This window comes from Desulfosporosinus sp. BICA1-9 (assembly GCF_000802135.1).
In genome coordinates, this window is record NZ_JUEE01000168.1 from 39719 (window position 1) to 53464 (window position 13746).

14 protein-coding genes and 2 rRNA genes are annotated in these 13746 nt (G+C 45.7%); all 16 read right to left on the minus strand.

Translation table 11 applies throughout. The features are described from left to right. Nucleotide 1: 1 nt before the first annotated feature. Nucleotides 2–775 carry a 2-keto-4-pentenoate hydratase gene (locus JL57_RS21140; RefSeq protein WP_034143922.1) on the minus strand — a complete coding sequence of 258 codons (774 nt, stop codon included), beginning with the start codon at nt 773–775 and terminating at the stop codon, nt 2–4. Continuing rightward, complete coding sequence (locus JL57_RS21145; RefSeq protein ID WP_291300378.1) at nt 768–1673, minus strand: molybdopterin-binding protein; 906 nt, start codon at nt 1671–1673, stop codon at nt 768–770. The genes JL57_RS21140 and JL57_RS21145 overlap by 8 nt, the downstream gene beginning before the upstream one ends. Next, on the minus strand, nt 1673–2476 hold the full coding sequence (locus JL57_RS21150) for a nicotinate-nucleotide pyrophosphorylase (RefSeq protein WP_034143923.1): 804 nt from the start codon (nt 2474–2476) through the stop codon (nt 1673–1675). Before JL57_RS21150 ends, JL57_RS21145 begins: the two co-directional genes overlap by 1 nt. A 32-nt stretch (nt 2477–2508) precedes the next feature. Next, nucleotides 2509–3297: an IclR family transcriptional regulator gene (locus JL57_RS21155; protein ID WP_045691370.1), complete on the minus strand. Its 789-nt coding sequence runs from the start codon at nt 3295–3297 to the stop codon at nt 2509–2511. A gap of 72 nt (nt 3298–3369) precedes the next feature. Then, a complete protein-coding gene (locus JL57_RS21160) occupies nt 3370–5226 on the minus strand; it encodes an aldehyde ferredoxin oxidoreductase family protein (RefSeq protein WP_034143924.1) in 1857 nt (618 codons plus the stop codon). Nucleotides 5227–5233: 7 nt separating this feature from the next. Next, a complete protein-coding gene (locus JL57_RS21165; protein WP_034143925.1) occupies nt 5234–5479 on the minus strand; it encodes a hypothetical protein in 246 nt (81 codons plus the stop codon). A gap of 159 nt (nt 5480–5638) precedes the next feature. Further along, entirely contained in the window at nt 5639–6787 is a 1149-nt protein-coding gene (locus JL57_RS21170) for an iron-containing alcohol dehydrogenase (RefSeq protein WP_291300379.1), read from the minus strand. Nucleotides 6788–6856: 69 nt separating this feature from the next. Next, nucleotides 6857–8137: a TRAP transporter large permease gene (locus JL57_RS21175; protein ID WP_034143926.1), complete on the minus strand. Its 1281-nt coding sequence runs from the start codon at nt 8135–8137 to the stop codon at nt 6857–6859. Between the two features lie 4 nt (nt 8138–8141). Further along, nucleotides 8142–8627, minus strand: coding sequence for a TRAP transporter small permease (locus tag JL57_RS21180; protein ID WP_034143927.1), 486 nt, complete (start codon nt 8625–8627; stop codon nt 8142–8144). 77 nt (nt 8628–8704) lie between these two features. Then, nucleotides 8705–9748, minus strand: coding sequence for a TRAP transporter substrate-binding protein (locus JL57_RS21185; RefSeq protein ID WP_034143928.1), 1044 nt, complete (start codon nt 9746–9748; stop codon nt 8705–8707). 32 nt (nt 9749–9780) lie between these two features. Next, nucleotides 9781–11193, minus strand: coding sequence for a sodium:solute symporter family protein (locus JL57_RS21190; RefSeq protein WP_034143929.1), 1413 nt, complete (start codon nt 11191–11193; stop codon nt 9781–9783). Between the two features lie 243 nt (nt 11194–11436). After that, entirely contained in the window at nt 11437–11598 is a 162-nt protein-coding gene (locus tag JL57_RS35135) for a hypothetical protein (protein WP_291300380.1), read from the minus strand. Between the two features lie 32 nt (nt 11599–11630). Continuing rightward, complete coding sequence (locus tag JL57_RS21195; protein WP_034143930.1) at nt 11631–12419, minus strand: IclR family transcriptional regulator; 789 nt, start codon at nt 12417–12419, stop codon at nt 11631–11633. A 338-nt stretch (nt 12420–12757) separates the two neighbouring features. After that, nucleotides 12758–12979: a hypothetical protein gene (locus tag JL57_RS21200; protein WP_034143931.1), complete on the minus strand. Its 222-nt coding sequence runs from the start codon at nt 12977–12979 to the stop codon at nt 12758–12760. 113 nt (nt 12980–13092) lie between these two features. Further along, nucleotides 13093–13209: ribosomal RNA gene (gene rrf / locus JL57_RS21205) — 5S ribosomal RNA — on the minus strand. Nucleotides 13210–13447: 238 nt separating this feature from the next. Continuing rightward, nucleotides 13448–13746 (minus strand): 23S ribosomal RNA (locus JL57_RS21210); the annotation flags it as partial.

Here is a 13746-nt window from a genome sequence, read left to right on the forward strand (position 1 = left end):
TTTAAATAAATTTTAAATTCAAACAGCCCAACCCGTCGAAAGACAGCGTGAAGACATCCCCCGACTCAGCAACTTCGGCCGCTGTCACTGCCCCTGATAAAATAATTTCTCCTGCTTCCAATGCGATATCAAATTCAGCTAGCTTATTGGCTAGCCATGCAACCGCAGCCGCAGGATGCCCCCATACCTCTGCACCAGCTCCACTGCTGACCATTTCTCCATTCTTCTCCAACACCATGCCGATTAGGCGCAAATCAAGATCTTGTACTGGAACCAAGCGGCTGCCTAAGACCAGGCGGGCACTGGAACCATTGTCGGCAATAGTGTCCGCTAGTTTTATCTTCCAATCACGGATCCGACTGTCAACTATCTCAAAGGCTGGCATGACTCCTTCTGTTGCACGGTATACGTCGGCTATAGTTACCCCAGGGCCCTTAAGGGTATCCTTTAAGACAAAAGCCAATTCCCCTTCCACCTTGGGCAAGAGAAGTTCCTGACGCTGGCATGGTTCCCCCTCTAAGAGCAACATATTGTCAAACAGGTGTCCGTAGTCTGGTTCATTAACTCCTAACAGTTTTTGCATACCCTTACTGGTTAAACCAATCTTCTTGCCAATCACCTTTCGACCCTGAGCTAACTTCATACTGATGCCCTCTAGTTGGATACGATAGGCATCCTCAACCGTTAACCCTGGGTATGTCTCTGTCAGGGTGTCAATGGGCACCCTTTCACTCTCCGCCTGTAATAATTTAGCGGCAATGTCCCTCTTATTCATGTTTATACCCTCCGTTTTTCATAGCTTGCCGCCAGCGCTCTCTTATTACTGCGGCGATTGACTCTGCTATCGACTCAGCATCCAGTCCCTGGGCTAGTCCCGTTAAAAGAGAATTACATCCTAAAATTGCCTCTTCATGCGGTCCAGGCAGGGCGACTATACGCGCAATGCCCATCTGTCCCACGGCTATGCGTACACCCTCCTTGTGATGGCGACGGTAGTCCGGGGTAAATTTCAAAATCCACGGTGTGAACGCTTGCGGATCCAAACGTAAGATAGCTTCTATACTATAGTCTTTATCTTCGGCCCCAACTCCGCCAGTTGTTATCACCAAACCAAAACCCGCTTCTAAAGCCTCCTCAATACGAGCGGACGCTAGCTTGGCATTGTCTTCCAATACCCCTCCAAACCGTGCGGTGAAGCCCTGTTTTTCTAGTTGCTGCATTATATACGGCGAATTTGTATCCTCAATCTTACCGGCTATTACTTCTGTACCGGAAGCAAAGACTATTGCTCTCCGAGCCACCGCCTCGCTGACCTGCCTAGCCTGATCTGCCGAAGTTCTAAGCACCTCTCCAACTTCTTTTGGATCCAGTGCAATAAATCCTAAAACACCTTCCGAATGTATAGCTGCATTCGGCCCCATCAGGACTCCCTGAAGACTTGCCAAACCTTGGAGAATAGATTCTCCTTTGCCAGCCACCGCCTCCGGTTTGACCTTTTTTTGCAAAATGTCAAAAGCCAATAATCCCGGTCGCACGTCAACAACCATCACTTCCTCCGGCAGCAATCCCAGCGCTTGGGCAGCAACCTCTGCAACCTGACCTAAGTTAGCATTGTCCAAGTCAATATCATCGATCCAAAAGGTTGTTTTCTCCAAAAGATCCCACTCCAACATTAACGATCCCCGCCTTCCACATCAAGACTAAAGTCAAGTAACGGAGCATCAAGAATGGCTCGACCAACATCAATAATGTCTGGCCCAAGTGCTACGATGTCGGCTAATTCTTCCGCAGACACCCCGCCTGCAAAGGCCAACTGTACACTTTTTCGCCAGCCATCGGCTATAGCGGTAGACATAACAGCCTTAAGATCTTCCAGAATACCGGTATCAACCATCAAAATGCCTGCCCCAGCCTGTACTGCAGATCTAGCCTCTTCAACAATACCTTGCCCCTCTCCTCGCAATTGGGCAACTACTAACCGATCCGGATCAAATAATTTTGCCTGAGCCACGGCTGCGGTAACTCCTCCAAACATCCGGATATAGTTTTTGTCTAAATAGACAAATGGTTGTTCGGACATCCGAAGTCCTGCCCCACCTGTAATAACCGCCTGGCGTAGTTCTCCCTTAGTAGCCTGACCTATCTTTTTCCAAGCACCGCAAACCACCTTAACCGGACTGGCCTTTTTTACTACGTCTGCAGCAGCAGTGGCTACTCCAGAGGGTTTTCCAATGGCTCCCATAAGGGTTTCCTCGGCCCTGGTAACCATCTCAGCATCGCCCCTCGCGGAAAATACCACCGCACCGGGAATTAGCAACGATCCTTCCTCAGCCAACGAAATAACTTCCAACCCGAGGTCAATAGCCAGTTCTTTTACCCTAGCTACTCCTGACAGTATTCCATTTTCCTGAGTTCTGATCGCGAACGAATAAGACCTATCTTTGAGTGGTTCAAACAGAAACTCTCGCAACTCCATTGCAATCACCTCCTTCATAATATCTCCCTTTCTTATGCCCTATATCCCAGACTTGCCGAGATCTCCCGTCCGATCCGAACCATCAAGTCCACGATGGATTCAAGCTGTTCTCCGTCAAACCGTGCCGACGGTCCAGATACGCTAATTGCGGCACAAACTTTACCAGTATGATCCCGCAACGGCACCGCTACACAACGCAAACTTTCCATGATCTCTTCATTATCCATTGCATAACCCTGTTGTCTGACTAGATTCAGCTCTTCTTCCAACCGTCTGAAGTCGGTAATCGTGTTTTTGGTATAGCGGGATAAACCCTTGGTGGCAATTATACGTCTTACCTCATCAATCGGAAGATTTGCCAAGAAAACCTTGCCTACACCAGTACAGTGAGCTGGCAACCGTGTACCGACTTGCGAGACAATTCTTAAAGATTTTGTACTCTCTCGCTTATCGATATATAAAACCTCACCTTTGTCTAAAACTACCAGGTGAACGGTTTCTCCCAGTTCATCGACCAAAGTCTGAATGAATGGAGTAGCTACTTTACGCACATCCCAGCTATTGGCAACGACATTGCCAACTTCAAAGAGTCGAATTCCTAGACGGTATTTACCATCCAAAGGGGACTGCTCTATATAACCAAAATCTCTTAACGTAGCCAACAGGCCGTAGGCTGTACTTTTAGCCAACTGCATCTCCTTAGCTATGTCACCCAGGGACATTTCCCGCTGGTGCTCAGCAAGCACATTCAGAATCATAAGTGCCTTAGCCACCGACCGAACTTGAGTACCCGCAATAACCGTCGGAAAATCTTCAGTCAATTTACCTTACCTCCTTTTGTTCCGTTCGTTTATTATTAACAAATAGTTACTTTCACTTTTTGGTCAGCCCTTCTAATTTTTTATACTAATTTCCAGTTCTTTTAATTTATCTGCTGTTGGGATACCTTGAGAATCCCATCCCCTAGCAATATAGTATTCATCCAACATTTCATTAAGGGGCGGTAAATTCTTTGCAGCCCCGCCGGTAGCCCGGGAGTTTTTCAAAATACGGTCTGGTAAGGTATCCATCCTACGATCCACACCATACTTGATGTTATAAAGACGCTTCAAATTGAAAATCCGTTCTCCAGTACGCATTAAGCTTTCGACATCCCACTCCGAACCGGTCGCCAAAGAGAGCCACTCAGCTAACACAGTTGGGGTAATTCCCCCGGTCATTAAAAACTTACAAACTGCAAGTGAATCAAATACCATCATTAAGTTCTGTGTCTTTGCAACTAGTGCTCCTTTACCTTGGCTGGAAAATCTATCGAATGATTTAGCAATTCCCAGATCAGGCATTGTTAAGTTGCGTTCGAATGCGTGACTAAATGCTTCTAAATGATCTGCTCCCCGGTTAGCCGTAGCATATCCTAATGCAAGGCTGTTATATGCCCTCGGGTCATGGGCGGGAAAACTTAAACCTTTGGCAGTCATACCAATTTCGTTGACAATTTCACCGTAGCGTTGGGCAAGGGCAGGAAATCCTTCTGCTAATACAGCACCGAATCCTGATCCTTCACCCATTTCTTGAATCAACCCAATCAATGCTTCAGCATCACCCCAGAGAATCTCTCTCCCGCCTGTATCCTGCTTGCCAATAACCCCTTTTTCATAAGCCTCCATACTGAATGCAACAAGATTGCCGACCTCAATAGTATCTATTCCATAGCGGTTACAAAGCTCATTGGCATAACAAATAGCTTCCAAATTATCTATAAGACAGGAGCCGCCAAATAAGCCTAACGTCTCATATTCAGGGCCGGCGCCACGCACGCTGTCATGAACTTCATTGTCAATAGCCACCCGTCGTCCACAACCTATTGGACAACTCGCACAATGATAGCGCCCAGTCAAATATGTCTCGGCAAGCCGGGGGCCGCTAATAGACTTAGCCCCTTCTTCCCATGACCCTCCGGTCCAATTCTTTACTGGGAAATCTCCTAACTGTTCACAAGGAAGTACTAGGACCGGGGTGCCGAAATTAGTTAAACCCTTGTTTTTTTCAGTGATCTCAGGGACTACTTCTTTAATTCGTTTTAGTAACTCATCCTTATAAGCTAGAACTGGGGGTTTATTGCCATATACAGCAATAGCCTTTACCTTCTTTGAGCCTGCAACTGCACCTAGCCCACAACGTGCGGCTGTTCGTCCTTCCCTCCCGTCTGTAAATAAACCGGCGATCTTAGCCATCCTTTCTCCAGCAGGACCTATTGAGCATACTTCAGCTTTCGGATCAGTCAGCTCCCGAACTGCTTCCTCTATCTCATAGGTATCCAAACCCCATAAAGAACCAGCCGGGCGAATCTCGACTTTCCCGTTATTAATCCACAAATAAACTGGTTCCGAAGCCTGTCCAGTAAGGATTAAAGCATCATACCCTGCTCGTTTAAGGGCTTTACCCCAAGTACCGCCTACACTAGCTTCCCCCCAAATGCCAGTTAGTGGAGATTTAGCTGCAATACAATGACGTCCCGACGACGGTATTACTGTTCCGGTTAAGGGACCGGTAAAGAAACCAAGGATATTTTCTGGACCCAGCGCATCAGCATCGGCTGGCACCCGATGAAAGAGTGTTTCTACCGCCCAACCGCTGCCCCCGATCCACTTTTTGGCCATTGTTTCAGAAACATTTTCGGTATGCCACTGCCGTTTAGTTAAATCTACCCACAAAATCTCACCCGCATAACCGCCTAGCACTTTATCCATCGTTTTTTTAACCTCCTGCCATTTGAATAAGAATTTTAACGGTTTGGCAAGCTTGTAAAACGTAATCATCGATAACCACATCATCATCAACGATAGCAAATACCGCCTGCTCGCTATAGTCGCCAAAAATTCTCCCGGTTTTTAATTCACCTAGTAGACCTCCAATAGTAAATCCGTCCTGAACTTTCATTTGTTTCCGTTCCGTACCATCCGGAAATCTTAAAGGAGGATATAAGTACACGGTAATAATCAAGTTCTCTCCTCCAGCTGCATTAGATTACCACTAAAATCTGTCTTTACCTTTTTGGCGGTGGAGATACCACCCGAACAATAGATTTTGTTAGATATTTTTTGGGGTAGTCTTTTTTATAAAAAAACCACCCCACGGATTCGTCATATAGACAACTTCAATCTAAAAGGCTTTTTTCAGTAATGCCAAAATATCTGATTCGTTTGCGCCGCGAGTATTAAATTTCAGTTGTACACTTTTTAATGCATCTCTGGCAACCACATGAAGTAAATCTTCTTTAGCGCCAATATCCCTTAGCCTATTCGGGATTCCAATGTCATTACACAATTCCTCAACAGCGGTAACCGCTTGACGTGCTAACGAGCGGGTATTTAGTTCTTTGTCATTTACGTCCATTAGACGTGCAACGACAGCTAATTTATCGGCAGCAGTAACGCTGTTGTATTCCATCACGTAAGGAAGCATAACAGCATTTGCTATGCCATGCGCAATATGGAAGTGGGCTCCTAACGGACTGGCGATAGCATGGCTCAAACCTAAAAAGGCGTTATTAAACGCGATACCGGCCAGTAATGAGGCTTGTAGCATATTGCCTCGCGCTTGAATGTTGTCGCCACGCCACACAGCAACCCGCAAATTCTTACTAATTAATTCTATAGCCTGCAAAGCTAAGCCATCTGTGGCCGGCTGTGCATTCGTTGATGTATAAGCTTCAATTGCATGGGTCAACGCATCCATACCTGTCGATGCCGTAATCCCACGAGGCAGTGTCAAAGTAAGGGCAGGATCGAGAACTGCTACTCTTGGTGCTATCAAGGGACTGGAAATGGTAAACTTCTCATTATTTGCTGAATCACTCATCACTGCAAAAATTGTAACTTCACTACCAGTACCAGCAGTTGTAGGAACTGCTATCACCGGAATTCCAGGATATTTCACCTTGTTTACTCCGGCAAAATCTTTCAAATTACCGCTATTAGTAACCAACAACGCTGCGGATTTGGCAGCATCCAGTACGCTGCCTCCCCCAATAGCTACTATCACGTCAGCACAAAATTCCTTCGCTAGTTCGGCTGCCTTGGCAGCAGTAGCAATACTTGGATCTGATTCAACCTCTGCAAATACTTGGACTTCTATTCTGGAACGGTTTAAGGACTCGATAATTCCTTTATGAAGTTCAGCCTTAACTACTCCAGGGTCGGTAATTACCAAGACTTTCTTTGCATTGAATTCTAATGCTTCTCGTCCCAATTCATTAATGGAACCTATCCCAAACAATATCTTCGTTGGTAATTGAAATACATGTGCCAATATAGTCACCGTCCATTGCTCTAAATTACCCTTTGTCGGGCTCAACATTTCGAAGATACATAATACAGTTTAATGTTTAAAAATCATGTTAGGTAAGAATGTCACCAAATCTGGAACATAAGTTATGACCATTAACACTGCAACAGCAGCGCCCACCCATACCCAGATAGGTTTGATCATCTTTTCCAAAGGTGTCTTGGTGACAATTGAAGTTGTAAACAAAGCTACACCAACAGGAGGGGTAATTAACCCAATTACTAAATTTATACTTACTACCATTCCAAAGTGTAATGGGTCAATTCCGACAGCTGTGATAATCGGTAAAAAAACCGGTACTAAGATAATGATGGCCGCTACCGTTTCCATCACCATACCTACAAGTAGAAGAAAAATGTTGATTAACAGCAAGAGCATATACTTATTAGTAGTCAAGGACAGCATAAACTCTGCTATTTTCTGAGGAACTTGGTCTAGAGCCATAGTCCAGCCCATAATATTGGCCATCGCTACAATAATCATAATTGAAGCGCTAATAACTCCGGTTCGTTCGAGTATAAACGGTATATCAGCCCATTTTAACTTTTTGTAGACTACCGTCCCCAAAATAACAGCCACTACAGAAGCTGATGCCGCTGCTTCTGTCGGGGTAGTAATCCCCCCTAAAATCCCCCCTAAAATAACTACCGGTACTAGCAATGCGGGAGACGCTTTAACAATACTTTTACCCACTTCAGACAGTTTAACTTTAGGTTGTACCTTCCAGTTTTCCCGTTTGCCTGTCGTCCATATAATAATAAAGTAGGATAGGGCAATTAACAGGCCAGGTACGATACCGGCCATGAACAATTCACCGATAGAGAGGTTGGCCGCTACACCATAAACAATGAAAATCATACTGGGCGGAATGATAGGTCCTAAAATTGAGGTCGCCGACGTTAAACAGGCGCTAAAAGAGGGATCATAACCGTCCTTAATCATTTCCGGATGCATTACTTTACCTAAAAGAGCGGCGGCAGCATTAGCTGATCCTAATAATGCCCCCAGGAAAACACCTACGATAACAGTAGAATAAGCCATGCCTCCTCTGATATGACCGATTAGCGCGCGGGCCATATCTGCTAACTTTTCGGTAACCCCACCAAACCCCATTAGTTCTCCTGCCAGAACGAAAAGAGGAATCGCCAACAGACTAAAGCTATCAGTCGCGGCGTACATTCTTTGTGGCAGCATTGCTAACAGCGTAGGGTCACCCATACTTAAAGCATGAATTACACCCGTTGCTCCCAAGGCAAAGGCGATTGGTAAGCCAATAACAATAGTGACAATGAATGTCAAACCCATAATTGCCATTTATTCACCTAACCTCCCCGCCAAAATTTTTTACGAGCTTTACAATTGACTGGACAAACATAATTCCAAGTCCCACTGGTACCCCCAAATAAACGTAATTCATAGGTATATTCATAGCTGGTGACTTTTGCATAGTTACACTGGGTAAACCAATTAGCAGTAAACCATAATACAACAAAAACCCGATTAATACAGTATTCGTGATATCCACAAGTATAAATACGTTTTTTTGCGCTTTAATGGGTAATTTACTTATAAACAAATCAACATAAGCTAATTCCTTTGCCCTCAAGGCCACGCCAGCACCGATAAAGGACATCCAGACTAAAGCGTAACGCGCCAGTTCTTCTGTCCAAATTAAGGGGTGCTGTAAAAAGTAACGCCATACTACTTGTGCTACAATAGCTAGAGTCATAACCGCTACACTAATTTGAACAATCCACCTAGCAAGCTTGTCCAAGCCCTTACTGATTGTTTCTAAATATCCCATGCCTTGTTCCACCTTCTTTTGGTTTGATTAAAACTCGGGAGGGCGTCGGAATACCGGCACCCCCAAAGCCTTACTGTCTATTTTGTACTGCGGGCCACCTTTACAAACTCAGCAATCAGGGGATCCATTGCTGTGTATTTTTGCTCTACATCTTTAGTTGCCTCAATAAATTTGGCCATATCCGCTTCTGAAAGCTCAGTTATCTTGGCTCCTTTAGCCTTCAATAGGTCAATAGCACTTTTTTCAATCACTTGAATATCCTTGATATTTTCATCGATGATTTCTTTAGCTGTTTCTTCAATAATCTTTTGATCTTCCTTCGACAGAGCATTAAACTTGGCAGTATTCATCATTAAAACTCCAGGCCATGTAAAATGTCTTGATATAGTAATATTTTTGGCAACCTCATAATGTTTCTCCATCAAAATGGCGCTAAAGTCCATTTCTAAACCGTCAATTACTTTATTTTGCAATCCACTGTAAATCTCACCGTAAGGCATTGGAGTAGGATTGGCTCCAAGACTTTTAAAAATATCCACATGCTGAGGCGTCTCAGCAGTCCGGAATTTCAGACCCTTCATGTCTGCCGGTGATTGAACTGGTTTGTTAACGGTAACTATTTGACGGAAGCCAGCGTTATACACTGCCAAACCCTTAACGTTATTCTTTTCCAAGCCCTTTAATAGGTTATCGGTAGCTGGACCTTTAATAACCTTAGCATATTGGTCCCAACTGTTGAATAGAAATGGCATCTGCAAGGCTGTCATCAGTGGAGTAGTACCACTCATCGGCGCGGCTGATATTTCAGCCATATCTAAAGAACCCTGCTGAACCTGTTCAAACAACTGGCGGTCATCGCCTAACTGCCTTGCCGGATAAACAGTAATTTTGATGCGTCCATTGCTCTTATCTAGCACCTTTTTAGCGAACTTTACTAAAGCTACATTCATAGGATGATCAGGCTGTACGACATCAGCTACTCTTAGGTTAATTGTGTCCTTTTTATCTACTTGGCCCGGCTGAGAAGTATTCTTACTGCCGCAACCTGCTAGAGATGTTAATAATAGTCCAACCATCAGAAATACAACTAATGACTTTCCGCTTTTTCTCTTGTTAAACATTTAGCATCCTCCCCAATTATCTTCTTTTTGTCTTACTCAGGCTTTCTCTTAACCACGAAATGGTCAATGACTAGGATTAACGCAGGGGCAACCGCAGCGATAAAGATGTTATCAATTGTTTTAAGCTGAATACCAGCCACCACAGCATTACCCAGTGGGCCGCTATTAATGAAAGCGAACCAAAAGATGGTAGCCAACGTGGACAGGATCAGACTCCACATGGCTCCCTTCTTGGAATTGTATCGTGGGGCGTAAAAGGCGAAGATTGCCACAACAGCTAGGATGGTACGTAGTGCCCGGGCGAAGAACACGACCTTTAACAAGGCGGGTACGAACAGGGCAAACGGCACAGCTGCCAAGCCAAGGACGACCGCCAAGCTACGGCTCCAATTCAGACTAGCCTTTTCGCTGGGCTTAACAAAGGGGATTACGAAGTCTTTCATGACAAGGGCGGTGGAACCCAGAGTGCAGGCCAAGACGGTCACGAAGGTCGCGGCTAGGATACCGGCTACTACCACGCCAGCCAACCACGGACTCATGTGGCCCAGGAACTCGGGAATAGCATTAACTGACTTAATCGTAGGAAATAAGACCTTGGCAGACATACCCGCATACGCTGCCAAAAAGCCGATGGGTACAATCGTCACGGCGGCGATCAGGCTAGCCTTCTTGGCCTCGGCTTCTGAGGTCAAGGACGAGATACTTTGGAGAACGTACTGAGTGGAGAACACTGCGCCAATGTTGGCCAGGGTCCAAGCTAAAAGGGTGGAGTAGCCTATATTTTTAGCCGTCCAGTATTTAGCTGGTAGCTGCGCCAGGGAAACGTTCGGGGTTCCTTTTAGAAGCCCATAAGCCACGAAAGCGACCACGATCAGACCAATGTACTTGAAGGAGGCGTGAATGAGGTTGGTGTAACCAACGCCGCGGATACCGCCCAGAGACACGATTATGACGGTAATCACCGCCAATAATAGGACAGCGGTAGGGATGGACACTCCCAGCAGCTTGGCCACGGTCGCGCCACCGCCGGTGTACATAGAGACGTTAACCAAAGTCAGGGCCAGAATCATCACGACAGAGGCGAAGATCCTTATGCCATCTCCGTAGGTTTTACTAAGCACGCCGGAGATAGTGTATTCACCTGACGCCTGGATCTTGGGCGCCAACAGGAAAGCGTAGAACAGGAAACCGATACCTAATGAAACCAGATTCCAAGCAGCCCAGATACCTTTCTCGAAACCGGTCTGAGCAGTACCCAGGGTAGACCCAGTGCCGATAAACTCAGACATTAGCAAGATTCCTATCACAGCCGGGCCCATCATCGCTTTGGCCGACATCATGTTGCTAGTGCTTTTAGTGTACTTTAGGGACCGAACGCCTACCAGGGTGGTAACGATAATATAAATGACAGCGATACCCAGAATAATTCCCATACCTTGAACCATAATACTTTTCCTCCCGTTATTAAAAATAGACTCTCGGCATTCACCGGGCAGTTGGGACAAGGGTTTCCTTGAAACAACCTTATAGCGGCTGTTTACAAAGACATCTCGCAACTCGGAAAAATGACCTTGATTTACAGGCGTCGCTCTTCCATCGAGCGTTCAAACAAGCGCGAAAAAATAGATTACAAGCTGGAATCAGGACGACATCGTTCAACAAAAATGTGTACGTACGTCTCTACGGCATCATGATGTGTCAACACATGGATGCTTGGTGTTCTCATCAAAAGGAGAGCTTTGCTGGTCTTGAATCGTTGATTTTCCCAAAGACAGCTTAACGATCTTTGTCTTTATAGGGAGACAGTGACGATTGTTAAGTGATTCAAACAGAAACTCTCGCAACTCCATTGCAATCACCTCCTTCATAAATCTTTATTTTTTTATGACCTATATCCCAGACTTACCGAGATTTCTTGTCCTATCCGAACCATCAAGTTCACGAACGATTCAAGCTGTTCTCCGTCAAACCGCGACGATGGTCCAGATACGCTAATCGCGGCACAAACTTTACCAGTATGATCCCGTAACGGCACCGCTACACAACGCAAGCTTTCCATAATCTCTTCATTATCCATTGCATAACCCTGTTGTCTGACTAGATTCAGCTCTTCTTCCAACCGACTGAAGTCGGTAATCGTGTTTTTGGTATAGCGGGATAAACCCTTGGTGGCAATTATACGCCTTACCTGATCAATCGGAAGATTTGCCAATAAAACCTTGCCTACGCCAGTACAGTGAGTTGGCAACCGTGTACCCACTTGCGAGACAATTCTTAAAGATTTTGTACTCTCTCGCTTATCGATATATAAAACCTCACCTTTGTCTAAAACTGCCAAGTGAACGGTTTCTCCCAGTCCATCTACCAGAGTCTGAATGAATGGTGCAGCTACTTGGCGCACATCCCAGCTATTGGCAACAACATTCCCAACTTCAAAGAGTCGAATTCCTAGACGGTATTTACCGTCCAAAGGGGACTGCTCTATATAACCAAAATCTCTTAAAGTAGCCAACAGGCCGTAGGCTGTACTTTTAGCCAACTGCATCTCCTTAGCTATGTCACCCAGAGACATTTCCCGCTGGTGCTCAGCAAGCACATTCAAAATCATAAGTGCCTTAGCCACCGACCGAACCTGAGTACTCGCAGTAATCGTTGGAAAATCTTCAGTCATTTTTAACCTACCTCCTTACTAAAACAATTATTTTTTATTATTTCCGCTTGTTAATGGAAAATCCAACTGACTTTCAACGCTTCGTTCGGTATTATCGAATGTCGTTTTGAATTTCTATAAGTATTAATTCGCTCTGCATTTCAAATTTCCTTCTAAGTCAGGTCTGAATTCGTTCGGCATAGCCGCAGGTTTTACGGGATCACCAATCCAAAGAGACAATGCTCATGTCGGGCGCACGACGCAAAAAACTACCTAATAAAGGTAGCCTTTTGCTGTTTACCTGACGTTGACCTATTTTTTCAGGGCCTGCGCCCCAAGTATTTTTAACCCTGAAGGTCTTAACTTCCTAGTTCGGTATACGTTAGTGACGTTAGTCTCCAGTGGTAAGCAACTACACGATAATAAGCTCTCTTGGGAATTCCGTCAAAATATGCGAGCCTTCTGGCGTAACATGTCACATCCGTAAGCCTGGGACCACCCATTCCTTTCTTATATATAGTCGCTAAAAGCAGATCGACAATCATATAGGCGGACGAGCCTATCGCCACACTGCGACTCATAACGCAGACTCCAGCAGTGTGGATCGAACGGGTGGAACCCCGTCGCTTCGATCTCGCACTACAAACTAACAAGCGAAAAGACTACCTCGTAAGAGATAGTCTTTTCGCTTGTTACCTGGCGACAACCTACTTTCCCAGGGGCTTGCGCCCCAAGTATCATCGGCCCTGGAGGTCTTAACTTCCGTGTTCGAGAAGGGAACGGGTGGAACCCCTCCGGCATGATCACCAGATGCGTACTCGAGGTTCGAGGCGCGATGCGCGAGGTTCGAACTCGAATTGTTTTCTGTAGAAAACAAGAGCTAAAGGATTTATCCCTCAACCGCTATTCTCTCAAAACTGCACAGAGTCTATTTTCTAGTAATTGTCTTAAGAACTTGAGCCACTTACCTAGCGTATTGATCCCGAAATCCTCCGTTTTCAGCCACTCCGCCCTTTCGAACCTCGCGCCTCGAACCTCGAACCTCGCCTTAGGTCAAGCCCTCGACCTATTAGTACCAGTCAGCTCCACACGTCACCGCGCTTCCACACCTGGCCTATCAACCTGATCATCTTTCAGGGGTCTTACCAGCTTACGCTGTGGGAAATCTCATCTTGAGGTCGGTTTCGCGCTTAGATGCTTTCAGCGCTTATCCGCTCCGAATATAGCTACCCAGCTGTGCCTCTGGCGAGACAACTGGTACACCAGGGATTCGTCCATCCCGGTCCTCTCGTACTAGGGACAGATCCTCTCAAATTTCCTGCGCCTGCGACGGATAGGGACCGAACTG